The organism is Methylobacterium sp. J-078, from assembly GCF_022829285.1.
Classification (GTDB): domain Bacteria; phylum Pseudomonadota; class Alphaproteobacteria; order Rhizobiales; family Beijerinckiaceae; genus Methylobacterium.
In genome coordinates this window covers 1-13,928 of the sequence record NZ_JAKSYI010000094.1, presented here as the reverse complement: position 1 = coordinate 13,928, position 13,928 = coordinate 1, and the positions used below count along the sequence as shown (strand labels likewise).

The following is a 13,928-nucleotide window of genomic DNA, read 5'->3' as shown; positions in this document are numbered from 1 at the left end:
TTCGGACACGGACACTACCTCGAAGTCGTGGTCGGGGTTCTGGTGGTGGTGGTCCGGGGCGTGACGCTGCCCGTGGTGCGCGGGTCGTCGGAGGCGCGCCCGGCCACCGGCTTCTCCTTCGGCGTCGCGGTGGCGGCGAGGAGGCGACCGATCTCGTCGCCGCGGTCGGGACGGGCCGGCAGGTCGGCGAGGCGCCCGAGATGGACGGTGCCGATCGGCTCCAGCGCGAGGTAGCGGTCCACCGCCGCCTGCAGGCGGTCAGGGCGGGTGAGGAGCTGCCACTCGGCGCGCAGGACCGCGATGGCCTGGCGCTCCCGCTTGAGCTGGCTCTGGGCCTTCGAGACCTGACCGGCCTGATAGAGCGTGTCGTACTTGATCGAGTAGGCGTAGATCGCCGACCCGATCAGGCCCAGCACCGCGACGAGGTTCAGCAATCGGATCACCGGCGCGCTCCTCCGCTGCGGCCCGTCCGCGCGGGCAGCGCGGCCAGGGTCTCGATGGCCGCCAGGGGCTCGGGCGCGGGCGCATCCGTGCGCTGGACCGCGCGCAGCTTGGCCGAGCGGGCGCGGGGATTGACGGCGATCTCGGCCTCCGACGGCAGGACCGGCCCCTTGGTGACGGCCGCGAAGCTGCGGGGCGCCGGTGCCTCGAGGCTCGGCACGTGGCGCGAGGCCTGGGCCGCCCGGCCGCTCCGGGCCGAGAAGAACTGCTTCACGATCCGGTCCTCCAGCGAGTGGAACGTGACCACGCCGAGGCGCCCGCCCGGCTTCAGGATTCGCTCGGCGGCGTGCAGCGCCTGCACCAGCTCGCCGAGTTCGTCGTTCACGGCGATCCGCAATCCCTGGAAGGTGCGGGTCGCGGGGTGGATGCCGCTGGCCGGATCGGCCCAGACCACGCTGGCGACGATCTCGGCGAGGGCGGCGGTCGTCTCGATGCGCGCTTTACGCCGGGCTTCGATGATCGCACGCGCCACGGCGCGCGAGCGGCGCTCCTCGCCGTAATGGTAGATGATGTCGGCCAGATCCGCTTCCTCGGACTCGTTGACGAGGTCGGCGGCGCTCGGTCCGGCGCGCTCCATGCGCATGTCGAGGGGGCCATCGTTGCGGAACGAGAAGCCGCGCTCGGGCTGGTCGATCTGCATCGACGAGACGCCGATATCGAGAATGACGGCATCGGCCTCTGCGTGACCCGCCGCCCGCACGCAAGAATCCAGGGTGCCGAAGCGGCCGGAGACCAGAGCGAGGCGGCCGGCGGCCTCCGCCACCAGGGGGGCGCCCCCCGCGATGGCGCCAGGGTCGCGGTCGATTGCCAGGACCTGCACCGCGGGGTCGGCCTTCAGCATGGCGCGCGTGTAACCGCCGGCGCCGAAGGTCCCGTCCACCGCCAGGGCGCGGCCCGGAAGGTCGAGGGCCTGCAGCACCTCGTCGAGGAGGACCGGAACGTGCGGCGCTCCGTCGACCGGCCGCGGCGCGCGCGGCGCACGCGTCATCGGGCGGCCCCGATACGGGACGGTCGTACGACGCGCGCACGGGACGAAGGTCGGGGTGAGAGCGAGGACGAAACCGGACTGAAGCGGCGCATGCGTCCCTTCCACGGGGCTGGAGCGCGCTGGCGCGGCTCGGAGAGACGGGGCGTCTCCGGGTCGACGCGTGACGCGACCGCGCGAGAGGACACCAGCCTGCCTCGGACAGGCTGCGTCCGTCGATCCGAAAATCGCCGTTGACGGGATGAATCGGGGTACCATGGGCCTCTGAGCGCCGTCAACGAACCTGGGCGGGAGTGCGCCGCCGGGAGCGATCAGACCTCAGCAAGGTTAACCGAGCGTAAGTTTACGTTCGGGTTTCGGTAGCAGTCGCAGGGTGAAACGCGGATCAGCCGGCCTTTAAGCCGGGTTCTGTAGGGCCCGAGCGATCCGCAAGGATCGCCCTGACGTGGCGGCCATTCCTCTGGGACGATCGTTACCGAACGCCTCGAGCAACCAACCCGGGCGACGAGCCTGGAGAGAGAGCTTGCGCGGACCGGAGCCCGCGCGTGTCGCCCCTATTCGGTTTTGCTCCCGGTGGGGTTTGCCGTGCCGTCCGCGTTGCCGCGTCCGCGGTGCGCTCTTACCGCACCCTTTCACCCTTACCGCAGCGTCGACCGAAGTCGACACCATGGCGGTCTGCTCTCTGTGGCACTGTCCCTGGGGTCGCCCCCGCCGGACGTTATCCGGCACCGTCTCTCCATGGAGCCCGGACTTTCCTCCCCGGGCAAGGATCTTTGAACCCTGCGCCCGGAGCGGCCGCCCGGCCGACTGATCCGCGGCGGATGTGCGCCGGGCGGGCGCGACAGGTCAAGGGTGTTCGCGACGCGCGGCGTGACGCCAGGATCGGCATGCGGAGATTTTGGACACCCCGCTTGGCGAGGCCGATGCCCCGCTCCAACTGCCGGAATCGGCCCGCGGGCGGCACCGCCCCGGCCGGTGGACGCACGGAACAGGAGGAAGCGATGGCGACGAACGACACGGCCTGGACGCTCGAATCCGTCCAGCAACTCACCGCGATGGCCCGGGAGGGCATCCCGGTCTCGGTGATGAGCCTGAAGCTGCGCCGGCCGATCGAGATCGTGGCGGCGAAACTGAGCCAGCTCGGCCTCACGCCCGCGCCCGAGACCGGCGCCTGACGACGGGACGAGCCGCCGGCGCGCGGCGGCTCGTCGGTTCGGGCTACCAGGAGCCCGTGTTCTCCATCGAGGACCAGGGCTCCTGCGGCGGCTTGGCCAGGCCCTTCTGCAGGAGCTCGATCGAGATGCCGTCCGGGGACTTCACGAAGGCCATGTTGCCGTCGCGGGGCGGGCGGTTGATGGTGATGCCGGCCGCCTGGAGCTTGGCGCAGAACGCGTAGATGTCGTCCACCTCATAGGCGAGGTGGCCGAAATTGCGGCCGCCCGAATAGCTCTCGGGGTCCCAGTTGTGGGTCAGCTCGATGACGGGCGCCTGGGTCTCGCGCGCCGTGCCGGCATCGTCGGGGGCGGCGAGGAAGACGAGGGTGAAGCGGCCCTTCTCGTTGTCGACCCGGCGCACCTCCTGGAGCCCGAAGGTGTTCACGTAGAAGTCGAGGGCCCGGTCGAGGTCGGCGACGCGGACCATGGTGTGCAGGAAACGCATGGGGTAGTGCTCTCTTCCGATGGATGGCGCCTATGTGGACCGGCGCACGCACGCGTCAACGGGCCTGGGGTCCCGCGCGTTGCGCCGCTGCCGCCGCCCCCGCAAGATGGGGCGGACGCCGGAAGGGACCCGCATGCGCACCGAGACTCCGATCGCGATCCGCCTCGAGGATTACCGCCCGAGCGACTACCTGATCGGGACCGTGGCGCTCGACGTCGCACTGCATCCCACCGCGACGCGGGTGCGCGCGGAGATCGGCCTGCGCCCTAACCCGGACGGCCGGGCCGGCGCCCCCCTGGTCCTCGACGGGGACGATCTCACCCTGACGGGCTTGCGCCTCGACGGAACGCCCCTGGTGGCCGACGCCTACGCGGTCACGCCCTCGACCCTGACCCTGGCGCGCCCGCCTGCCGGCCCCTTCACACTCACGATCGAGACCGAGATCGACCCGACGGCCAACACGAAGCTGATGGGCCTCTACCGGTCGAACGGCGTCTACTGCACGCAGTGCGAGGCCGACGGCTTCCGCAGGATCACCTACTTTCTCGACCGACCCGACGTGATGGCGGTCTACACCACCCGCATCGAGGCGGACCGGGCCGAGGCTCCGGTCCTCCTCGGTAACGGAAATCCGATGGAGGCGGGCGAGGCTGGGCCGGGGCGTCACTACGCGATCTGGCACGATCCCCACCCGAAGCCGGCCTACCTCTTCGCCCTGGTCGGCGGGCGCCTCGACCACGTCCGGCGCGATTTCACCACGACCGAGGGCCGGCGGGTGGCGCTCGCCGTCTATGTCGAGCCGGGCAAGGCCGCGCGGGCGGACTACGCCTTGGAGGCCGTCGCGCGCTCGATGGCCTGGGACGAGACCGCCTTCGGCCGCGCCTACGACCTCGATGTCTTCAATGTGGTCGCGGTCTCCGACTTCAACATGGGCGCGATGGAGAACAAGGGCCTCAACATCTTCAACGACCGCTACGTGCTGGCCTCTCCCGAGACGGCGACGGATGCCGATTACGCGGCGATCGAGGCCATCATCGCGCACGAGTATTTCCACAATTGGACGGGCAACCGCATCACCTGCCGGGACTGGTTCCAGCTCTGCCTCAAGGAGGGGCTGACGGTCTTCCGCGACCAGGAGTTCTCGTCCGACATGCGGTCGCGCGCGGTGCACCGCATCGGCGAGGTCCGCACCCTGCGCGCCCGGCAGTTCCCCGAGGATGCCGGGCCGCTGGCCCACCCGGTACGGCCCCGGCAATATGCCGAGATCAACAACTTCTACACGGCGACCGTCTACGAGAAGGGGGCCGAGATCGTGCGGATGCTGCGCACGCTCCTCGGCGCTCAGGCCTTCCGCGCCGGCATGGACCGCTACTTTGCCGACAACGACGGCCGCGCGGCCACGGTGGAGGATTTCCTGGCCGCCTTCGCGGCCGCCTCGGGCCGGGATCTCGACGCCTTCGCGCGCTGGTACGAGCGGCCGGGCACGCCGCGCGTCGCCGTGCAGGGCGCCTACGACGCGGACGCGCGCAGCTACCGCCTGACCTTCCGCCAGAGCCTGCCCGGCGCCCCCGACAGCCCGCCCCTGGTCATTCCCGTGAGCCTCGGCCTCGTCGGCGCCGACGGTCCCCTCGCAGCAGTCTGCGACCGGGTCCGGGACGGCGTGTTCGTGCTGGAGCGGGCGAGCGAAACCCTCACCTTCACCGGCGTCGCCACACCGCCGGTGCCGTCGCTGTTTCGCGGCTTCTCCGCCCCGGTGCGGATCGAGATGGACATGGCCGACGCCGACCGGCTCGTGCTGCTCCGCCACGACAGCGATCCGTTCAATCGCTGGCAGGCAGCCCAGAGTGTCGCGATGCGTCTCCTCGTGCAGGGCACGCGCTCGGGCATCCTGCCGAAGGAAGCCGCCGAGGCCTTCGCGGCGGCCCTCGCCGCCTTCCTCGACGCGGAGGCGCTGGCCGATCCCGCCTTCGCCGCCCTGATCCTGGCGCTCCCGAGCGAGGCGGATGTCGCCAACGAGATCGGCGCCGAGATCGACCCCAATGCCATCCATCGCGCCCGCCACGCCCTGCGGCGAACCCTCGGGGCCGGCCTCGCAGAGCGCCTCCGACACCTGCGCGACGCCCTGGCGGATGCGCCCGGAACTCCGTTCAATCCCGATGCCTCCTCGGCCGGCCGCCGGGCGCTGCGCAACGCCGCCCTCGACCTCCTGGCCGCGACCGATCCGGACGGCGCGACGGCGCAGGCCGAGGCCCAGATGGCCGGCGCCACGACGATGACCGATCGTCTCGCCGCGCTCGCGGTGCTGGCGCAGATGCCCGGGCCTGCGCGCGAGAACGCCCTCGCGCGATTTGCCGAGGCCTACCGCGCCGAACCACTCGTCCTCGACAAGTGGCTTGCGATCCAGGCCACGATCCCGGAGGCGGGCACGCCCGAGCGCATCCGCCGCCTGCAGGTCCACCCGACCTTCTCGATGACCAATCCGAACCGGGTCCGCGCCCTCATCGGCAGCTTCAGCATGGGGAACCCGACGCAATTCAACCGTGCAGACGGCGCCGGCTATCGCCTCGTAGCGGAAACGGTCCTGGCCCTTGATCGGACGAATCCCCAGGTCGCCGCGCGCATGCTCACGGCCTTCGGCTCCTGGCGGATGCTGGAGCCCGGGCGGCGCGATCTGGCAAAATCCACACTGCTGGAAATTCGTGCGGCCTCCGCGCTGTCGCGCGACGTCGGCGATATCCTGGCGCGGACCCTTGCCGGCTAGCCAAACCACTGATCCGAATCGCCTTTTCGGGCCGACTTAGCACTTGTTTCCGCCCTTCGATTCGGCGGACGAGTCAAGCGGAGCCGAAAAAAACGCGTGGACAAAACACCGGTGGAAATGCTGAATCGTATACGATTCGAAGCGGCGCTCGCGGGCCCGCTTCCACCGATTCAACTCAGTTGCGGAGTCAGACCATGCTGGAGGCGGATTCCGCTTCCCTCTCCGCGCGCGCCGATACCATCCTGGGTATTCATCGGCCGCAGCATTCCACACATGTCCGGTTCGTTCGTGCGGAGACCTGGCTGCGTTTCGCCCTCCCGGCGCTGTTCGCGACCTTCCTGATCTGCCTCGCGGTGGTGGCGACCCTGCTGCTGCAGACGCAGCGCGAGGACGTGATCCGGTCGGCGGTGACCGACGTGGACGCCCTGACCCGCCTGGCAGCAGCGGCGTTCTCCGGCGTCGAGATCGCCGACGAGGCGAAGGGCGCGGAGGCTCACCACGCCTTGCGCACGCTGCTGCCGCCGGGCCTGCTCCATGCGGGCCGCCGCATCCTCCTGATCGCGCCGGACGACAGCATCGTGGCGGCCAATCCGCCGCTGCCGGGGCCCCGGCGGACCCTGACCGAGCATCTCGGGGAGATGCAGGCGCTCAGCACGCTCGGCGAACGCGCCGGCGTCATGACCGTGACCCTGGCCGACGGATCGACGGCGGTGGCGGCCCTTCGCCGCCTGCCCGGCGGGCGCGGGCAGGTCGCGGTTCTCCAGCCGCTGGAGGACATCACGGCGAGCTGGGGTCTGCGCGCGCGCAATCAGGCGATCCTGCTCGGCGCTGCCGCCCTTGTCATCATCGGCACCGGAATCGCCTACGCGCTCCAGACCAACCGGGCCCACGCGGTCGACCGTGTCTGTGAGCAGATCAAGCAGCGCCTCGACACCGCCCTCGGCCGCGGCCGCTGCGGCCTGTGGGACTGGGACATCCCACGCGGCCGGATCTACTGGTCGGACTCGATGTATGCCCTTCTGGGGTATCACCGCGAGCGTGAGTTCCTGTCCTTCGGCGACGTGAACGCCCTGGTGCATCCCGACGACGGCGACCTCTACAGCCTCGCCCGGCACCTGGCGGCGAGCCAGTCGACCGTCGACCACGAGTTCCGCGTCCGGGGTGCGACGGGCAACTGGGTCTGGATGCGCATGCGCGCCGAGATCGTGCCCGACACGATCGACGGCGGGCGCCACCTCGTCGGCATCGCCCTCGACGTGACGGAGCAGCGAAACCTCGCCGAACTCAACGCCACCGCTGACATGCGCCTGCGCGACGCCGTCGAGGCGATCTCCGAGGCCTTCGTCCTGTGGGACACCGGCAATCGCCTCGTCCTGTGCAACTCGAAGTTCCGCCACCTGCACGCCCTGAGCCCCGAGGACGCGATCCCCGGCCGGCGCTACGCCGAGATCATGGGCCGGGGCGTACTGCCTCCGGTGCGGCGCGAACTGCGCGACCTGGAGCCGAGCGGCGCCACCGCCCGGACCTTCGAGGCCGAGCTCACCGACGGTCGCTGGCTGCAGATCAGCGAGCGCCGTACCAAGGACGGCGGCTACGTCTCGGTCGGCACCGATATCACGAACCTCAAGCGCCACCAGGAACAGCTCGTCCAGTCCGAGCGGGAGCTGATCGAGACCGTACGCGACCTCAAGCGCTCGCGCCGTACCCTCGAGCTTCAGACTCAGCAGCTCGCCGATCTCGCCGAGCGCTACCTCGACCAGAAAGCGCAGGCGGAAGGCGCCAATCAGGCGAAATCGGAGTTCCTCGCCAACATGAGCCACGAGCTGCGCACGCCGCTCAACGCCATCATGGGCTTTGCCGAACTCATGGAGAGCGAGGTCTACGGCTCCCTCGGCTCGCCGCGCTACACCGACTATTGCCGCGACATCCGCACCAGCGGCGACTACCTGCTCTCGGTGATCGACGACATTCTGAACATGTCGCGTATCGAGGCCCAACGCGTGAAGCTCGTCCCGCGCGAGATCCCGATCGCGACCGCCATCGAGGGGGCGCTCAAGCTCGTCGGCGAGGCGGCACGGGCGAAATCCCTCAGCATCCACGTCGACGTGGTCGAGGCTCTCCCGGTCCTGGCCGACGAGCGCGCTCTGCACCAGATCCTCAGCAACCTCCTTCAGAACGCGGTGAAATTCACGCCGTCCGGCAACGGGCGCATCATCGTCAAAGCCCGGCCGGCAGGCGACAGCGTGCACGTCTTCGTGGAGGATACCGGCATCGGCATCCCGAAATCGGCCCTGCGCCGCCTCGGCGCCCCTTTCCAACAGGTCGAAACCAACCTCACCCGCAGCCACAAGGGGTCGGGCCTCGGCCTCGCCATCGCCCGCTCCATGGCCGAGCTGCACGGGGGCGCCCTGCGCATCCGCTCCCAGGAAGGGCTCGGCACCATCGTGATGGTGCGCCTGCCCGCCCCGACGCCCGAGCACCGGCAGGCCCTCACCATCGAGGCCGCCCAGGAGACCGTGGCCTCCCTGCGCGACGCGTCAGGCGCCACGACCCGCTTGCCGGAACGGGTCTGAAGCCCGGCCCTCGGCCTCTCACGCAATCCGTCAATCCGACAGCAGGTGGTCGAACAGCACACGCACCGCGTGGCGCTGGTCGTCGAGTTGCGCCACCAGCCGCGCCGCATCGGGCGCGCCCATGGCAACGGCGAGCCGCGACAGGGTCACGGGTGACGCCGCCGCGGAATCGCCCTCCACCATCAGCCGCTGCCAATGCAGCACGGCGTCGAAGGTCCGATAGGCTTCCATCAACGCCTCGGCCTCGCCCGCGGCCAGCAGCCCCGCATCGGCGGCGCGCGCGAACACCGCGCAGGCGCCGAGCCCGATGAGATCGGGCAGGCGATGGGCGTGGGCGAGTACGAGCGCCTGAGCCAGGAAGTCCAGGTCGAGCAGCCCGCCCGGGGCGAGCTTGAGGTCGAGGGCGCCGCGATCCCCCTTCTCCCGCTCCACCAGCATGCGCATGGCATGGACCGCTCGGTGGACCTCGGCGGCCTCCCGCTCGCGGCCGACGATGGCGCGGATGTCCCGGTCGAGGTCGGCGGCGAGTTCCGCATCTCCCGCGATGACCCGCGCGCGGGTCAGGGCCATGTGCTCCCAAAGTTCCGCCTCGCCGGCGTGATAGGTGCGGAAGCCTCGCCATTGCACCGCCACGGGCCCCTGCCCGCCCCCCGGCCGCAGCCGCAGATCGACCTCATAGAGATGTCCGCGCCGGGTGGGCACGGTCAGTGAGGCGACGAGGCGCTGGGCGAGGCGGTTGTACGCCACCGCTGCGTCGAGGGGCTTGGGGCCCGCGCTCATGCGATCGGCCGGGTCGAAATCGTAGAGGATCACGAGGTCGAGGTCGGAATCGGCGGTGAGCTGGCGCGAGCCCAGGCGGCCGAGACCGAGAATCGCCATGCGCCCCCCCGGCACCGCGCCGTGCTCGGCGAAGAACGCGTCCGCGATGCGCTCCAGGGTCGTGCCGATGACCGCGTCCGCGATGCCCGTGAAGGCGCGGCCCGCTTCCTCCGGGGACAAGATCCCGGAGAGGAGCCGTGCCCCCGTCAGGAAGCGGAGCTGCCGGGCGGCATCGCGGCTGCGGTCGAGGAAATCCTCGTGGTCACTCGGCTGGCCGAGGCGATTCCGGAACTGCGCGGCGAGGTCCGCAGCATCCGTCGTTGCCTCGGCGAAATCCCGGTCGATCACCGCATCGAGCACATGCGGACTAAAGGCCACGGTCTCGGCCAGGCGGGGCGCGGTTCCGAGAAGATCGGCGAAGAGCAGCCGCAGCCGCTCGTTGGAACGCAGGATGGTCAGGAGTTCGAGGGCCGCCGGCATCCGGGCGAAGGCCCGGTCAAGGGTATCGAGGGCGGCGTCCGGCTGCGCCGTGCCGCCGAGCGCCTGCATCAGGGCCGGGACCAGTTCCGTCAGAACCTCCCGAGCGCGCGGGGTCCGCACGGCGGGGCGCCGACCGAAATGCCAGCCGCGCACCGTCTCGACAGCCCGCTCGGGCTCGCGGAAGCCGAGCTTGCTAAGGGTCGCCAAGGTGGCGGGATCGTCCCCCGTGCCGCTGAAGACGAGGTCGCCCACATCCGAGGAAAGGTCCGGCTCGGCCTCGAACAACATCGCGTAATGGCCCTGCACACGCCGGGCGTGATGGAGCAGTGCCGCCTCGAAGGCCGAACGGTCGGCGAAGCCGGCGAAGCGCGCGAAGCGCGCGAGCTCCTCCGGCTCCTGGGGCAGGCGCTGGGTCTGCTCGTCGCGCACCATCTGCAGGCGATGCTCGACCGTGCGCAGGAAATCGTAGGCCGCGGTCAGGTCGTCGCGCGCGGTCGCATCGATCCAGCCGTCCCGCGTCAGGCCCGCGAGCATCGCCACGGTGCCGCGTCCGCGCAACTCGGGCCGGCGCCCGCCGAAGACGAGCTGCTGGGTCTGGACGAAGAACTCGATTTCGCGGATGCCGCCGCGCCCGAGCTTGATGTCGTGTCCGGCCACCGCGATGGTGTCGTGGCCGCGCACCGCGTGGATCTGGCGCTTCATCGCGTGCACGTCGGCGATGGAGGCGAAATCGAAGTACTTGCGCCAGACGAAGGGGCGCAGGTTCGCCAAGAACGCCTCGCCGGCGGGGATATCGCCCGCGATCGCCCGCGCCTTGATGTAGGCCGCCCGCTCCCAGTTCTGGCCGAGGTTCTCGTAGTAGAGGTAGGCCGCGTTCAGGGAGAGGGCCGCCGGGGTGGAGCCGGGGTCCGGCCGCAGACGGTAATCGACCCGGTGCACGTAGCCGTCGGCGGTCCGCTCCTGCAGGAGCTTGGCCATGCCCTGCGCGAGCTTGGTGAAGAACGGAGTCGGGGACACGTCGGCCTTCAGCGGTGCGGCCTCGGCATCGAAGAACACCACGAGGTCGATGTCGCTGGAATAGTTCAGCTCGCCCGCGCCATGCTTGCCGAGCGCCAGCACGACGAGGCCGGAGCCCACCTGAGGATCGTCCATATGCCGCGGCAGGAAGCGGCCTGCGCCCGCTGCCTGCAACAGCATCGCGTCCGCGGCGGCGCGCACCGAGGCATCGGCGAAATCCGAAAGAGCCGCCGTCACCTCGGCCAGCGACCAGAGGCCACCGATATCGGCAAGTGCCACGAGGAGTGCGTGCTCGGCCCGGTTTCGCCGCAGGTTCGTCGCCAAGAGCGCGTGGTCGACCTCCCGCCCGGCTGTCCGCTGCCGGGCGACGATCTCCGCATGGGCCGCTTCGGGTTCCGCGTCGATCAGGGCCGCCAGGCGGTCGGGGGTCCGGGCGACCAATTGCCAGAGGAAGGGCGAATGGTCGGCGAGCCCGAGCAGAAGCGCCCGAATCTCCGGGTTCAGGAACCCGGGTGCGAAGTCCGGCGCGACATCCTCCAGTCGGGCGGCGGCAGCCTCGGGATCGGACAGGACCGGGGCAGCGCGCAGGCGCGCGCGAAGGCTGCCGCTTCGTCCGCCACCGTCCTGAGCCATGGCCCTACCCTCCCGACGCATCCACCGGCAGGGTTACCACGACCCGAAGTCCGGGGGCATCGTCCTCCAGGCTGAGCGTGCCCTGGTGGAGGCGCACCACCGCGTTGACGAGGCTGAGCCCGAGGCCGAAGCCCGGGCGGGAGCGTGCCTCCTCCAGGCGCACGAAGCGGTCGAGGACCCGCCCCCGTGCCTCCGCGGGGATGCCGGGCCCGGAATCGGCGACGCTGAGGCGCAGGGTCTCGCCGAGCCGCGCGGCGGTGAGGCGGATCACGCCCTGCGCGCCGCCATACTTCACCGCATTGTCGACGAGGTTGGCCAGCGCCTGACCGACCAGTTCGCGGTTGCCTCGCATCGTCAGCGCCGCGTCGCCGGTCTCGACGATCAGCGTGGTGCCCTGCTCCGAGGCCAGGGGCTCGTAGAGTTCGGCGACGGATTGCATCACCGCACCGGCATCGAACGCGACGAAGTCCTGGTTGGCGTCGATGCCCTCGAGCCGAGCAATCATCAGAAGGGCGTTGAAGACGCGGATCAGACCATCGCTCTCCGCGATCACGCCCTCCAGGGCGGCTCGCAGGCTCTCCGGCGTCTCGACGGTCCGCAGCGCCTCCTCGGCCCGGTTGCGCAGGCGGGTCAAGGGCGTCTTGAGATCGTGCGCGATGTTGTCAGAGACATCGCGCAGGCCCCGCATGAGCTCACCGATCCGCTCTAGCATCGCGTTGAGGTTGCGAGCGAGGCGATCGAGTTCGTCACCGGTGCCGGCGACGGCGAGGCGCCCGTCGAGGTCGCCGGCCATGATCCGGCGCGTGGTCTCGGTCATCGCATCGACGCGCTTCAGGACGCGGCTGGCAATGAACCAGGCGCCCGCCACCCCGAGCAGCACCACGAGCCCCACCGAGGAGCCGAAGGTCCGCCCGATCACGAGGCGCAGGCGATCCCGCTCCTCCACGTCGCGCCCGACCAACAGGCGAAAGCCGCCCGGCAGCACGAAGATCTGCATGATCGCGCGGTGGTCGAGGGACTGGGACTCCCCGTTGCGGACGTAGTCGGCCTCGGTCTGGCCGGGATCGACGAGGAGCCCAGTGGGCAGCGCCTCGATATTGCCGACGATGCGTTCGCCTGCCGCGTTGGTCACGAGGTAGAGGGAGGCGCCGGGCTCACCGGCACGCCGCTGAACGGCGGCGATCAGGCGACGCAAGCCCCCGACCTTGTACTGCTCGGACAGGCCGTTGATCTCGGCCTCGATGGTGGAGACCATCTGGTCGTCGAGGGCCCGGCTCGCATTCCAGGCGACGTAACCGAGGGCCAGCAGCGCGAAGGTCGCAAAGACCACGAGGTAGGCGAAGGACAACTTGAAGGCGGTGGTGCGAAACAGGTTGCGAAGCCGCCCGCTCCGTCCCTCCTCCACCGCCTTCACGAGACCGCGACGGGGCCGCGGGCCTCGTCGGCCCGGAGCACGTAGCCGGTGCCCCGCACCGTGTGCAGAATCGGAGGCCCGAACTCCTTGTCGATCTTGGCGCGCAGGCGCGAGACGTGCACGTCGATCACGTTGGTCTGCGGGTCGAAGTGATAATCCCAGACGTGTTCCAGGAGCATCGTGCGGGTCACCACCTGCCCGGCATGGCGCATCAGGTATTCGAGCAACCGGAACTCGCGGGGCTGGAGCGCGATCTCGTGGCCCGCGCGGGTGACCCGGTGAGACAGGCGGTCGAGCTCAAGGTCGCCCACCCGGTAGGACGTGGCCTCGGGCGCGGCGTTCGGTCCGGAGCGTCGCCGCGCGAGAACCTCGGCCCGGGCGAGCAGTTCGGAAAATGCGTAGGGTTTCGGCAGGTAGTCGTCCCCCCCGGCGCGCAGTCCCTTCACCCGATCGTCCACCTGTCCCAGGGCAGACAGGATGAGCACCGGGACCGTCACGCCCTGCTCCCGCAGGGATCGGATCAGCGACAGGCCGTCGAGCTTCGGCAGCATGCGGTCGACGATGAGCACATCGTACGCACCCTCGCGGGCGAGGGCATAGCCGTCGAGGCCGTCGGTGGCATGATCCGGGACATGGCCGGCCTCCCGGAAAGCCTTGACGAGATAGGCGACCGCCTCGCGATCGTCCTCGATGATGAGCAGACGCATGGACGCGAGTGATACGGGCTCGCCCGCCCGCGGGAAACCACCTTCTCCAGACATCCTCATGCCACCCCTCCCCTCGCGCTCGACGCAGGGGATCGTAGGGGACTGGATGTTGCGCACGGCTGGCAGGCGGATGACGGTTTGGTCATGCCCGCAAACACGAAAAAGGCCGTCCCGGGCGGGACGGCCTCGATCGAGACGGCTTTGGCGGATCGTTTAGAGGGACTGGCTCATGTGTTGAGCGCCTCTTGTTCTGGGCAGGTCTGGCGGCGACCGACTCTCCCGTGTCTTGAGACACAGTACCATGGGCGCTGGTGCGTTTAACGGCCGAGTTCGAGATGGGATCGGGTTCTGGGCACACCGCTCAAACCACCAGACCGGC

9 protein-coding genes, 1 rRNA gene and 1 other RNA gene are annotated in these 13,928 nt (G+C 70.1%); 3 read left to right on the top strand and 8 right to left on the bottom strand.

What is annotated here, in order from left to right; genetic code table 11:
- Positions 1-14: 14 nt before the first annotated feature.
- The 3 genes from MKK58_RS14060 to rnpB form a co-directional block, all read right to left on the bottom strand.
- Positions 15-443, bottom strand: coding sequence for a hypothetical protein (locus MKK58_RS14060; protein ID WP_243912637.1), 429 nt, complete (start codon positions 441-443; stop codon positions 15-17).
- A complete protein-coding gene (gene rsmH, locus MKK58_RS14055) occupies positions 440-1,489 on the bottom strand; it encodes a 16S rRNA (cytosine(1402)-N(4))-methyltransferase RsmH (RefSeq protein ID WP_243912636.1) in 1,050 nt (349 codons plus the stop codon). Before rsmH ends, MKK58_RS14060 begins: the two co-directional genes overlap by 4 nt.
- A gap of 378 nt (positions 1,490-1,867) precedes the next feature.
- An RNA gene (gene rnpB, locus MKK58_RS14050) (RNase P RNA component class A) lies at positions 1,868-2,297 on the bottom strand.
- A gap of 190 nt (positions 2,298-2,487) precedes the next feature.
- Between rnpB and MKK58_RS14045 the strand changes: the two genes are divergently transcribed.
- Entirely contained in the window at positions 2,488-2,661 is a 174-nt protein-coding gene (locus MKK58_RS14045) for a hypothetical protein (protein ID WP_243912635.1), read from the top strand.
- Positions 2,662-2,704: 43 nt separating this feature from the next.
- Here MKK58_RS14045 and gloA read toward each other — a convergent pair whose 3' ends face one another.
- Complete coding sequence (gene gloA, locus MKK58_RS14040) at positions 2,705-3,145, bottom strand: lactoylglutathione lyase (protein WP_243912634.1); 441 nt, start codon at positions 3,143-3,145, stop codon at positions 2,705-2,707.
- A gap of 133 nt (positions 3,146-3,278) precedes the next feature.
- Between gloA and pepN the strand changes: the two genes are divergently transcribed.
- Positions 3,279-5,906, top strand: coding sequence for an aminopeptidase N (pepN, locus tag MKK58_RS14035; RefSeq protein WP_243912633.1), 2,628 nt, complete (start codon positions 3,279-3,281; stop codon positions 5,904-5,906).
- Between the two features lie 194 nt (positions 5,907-6,100).
- Positions 6,101-8,479: a PAS domain-containing sensor histidine kinase gene (locus tag MKK58_RS14030; protein WP_243912632.1), complete on the top strand. Its 2,379-nt coding sequence runs from the start codon at positions 6,101-6,103 to the stop codon at positions 8,477-8,479.
- Between the two features lie 30 nt (positions 8,480-8,509).
- On the opposite strand, the gene MKK58_RS14025 is transcribed toward MKK58_RS14030, so the two are convergent.
- The 4 genes from MKK58_RS14025 to rrf form a co-directional block, all read right to left on the bottom strand.
- The gene (locus MKK58_RS14025) at positions 8,510-11,428 is read right to left on the bottom strand and encodes a bifunctional [glutamine synthetase] adenylyltransferase/[glutamine synthetase]-adenylyl-L-tyrosine phosphorylase (protein ID WP_243912631.1); all 2,919 of its coding nucleotides are present in this window, start codon (positions 11,426-11,428) and stop codon (positions 8,510-8,512) included.
- A 4-nt stretch (positions 11,429-11,432) separates the two neighbouring features.
- Entirely contained in the window at positions 11,433-12,842 is a 1,410-nt protein-coding gene (locus tag MKK58_RS14020) for a sensor histidine kinase (protein WP_243912630.1), read from the bottom strand.
- Positions 12,839-13,549, bottom strand: coding sequence for a response regulator transcription factor (locus MKK58_RS14015; protein ID WP_243912629.1), 711 nt, complete (start codon positions 13,547-13,549; stop codon positions 12,839-12,841). Before MKK58_RS14015 ends, MKK58_RS14020 begins: the two co-directional genes overlap by 4 nt.
- 258 nt (positions 13,550-13,807) lie before the next feature.
- Positions 13,808-13,923, bottom strand: a 5S ribosomal RNA gene (rrf, locus tag MKK58_RS14010).
- Positions 13,924-13,928: the final 5 nt, after the last annotated feature.

Coding starts and splice junctions, on each gene's coding strand:
- MKK58_RS14025 (WP_243912631.1), bottom strand. CDS start 11,428: ATGGCTCAGGACGGTGGCGGACGAAGCGGCAGCCTTCGCGCGCGCCTG.
- MKK58_RS14030 (WP_243912632.1), top strand. CDS start 6,101: ATGCTGGAGGCGGATTCCGCTTCCCTCTCCGCGCGCGCCGATACCATC.
- rsmH (WP_243912636.1), bottom strand. CDS start 1,489: ATGACGCGTGCGCCGCGCGCGCCGCGGCCGGTCGACGGAGCGCCGCAC.
- pepN (WP_243912633.1), top strand. CDS start 3,279: ATGCGCACCGAGACTCCGATCGCGATCCGCCTCGAGGATTACCGCCCG.
- MKK58_RS14015 (WP_243912629.1), bottom strand. CDS start 13,549: ATGCGTCTGCTCATCATCGAGGACGATCGCGAGGCGGTCGCCTATCTC.
- MKK58_RS14045 (WP_243912635.1), top strand. CDS start 2,488: ATGGCGACGAACGACACGGCCTGGACGCTCGAATCCGTCCAGCAACTC.
- gloA (WP_243912634.1), bottom strand. CDS start 3,145: ATGCGTTTCCTGCACACCATGGTCCGCGTCGCCGACCTCGACCGGGCC.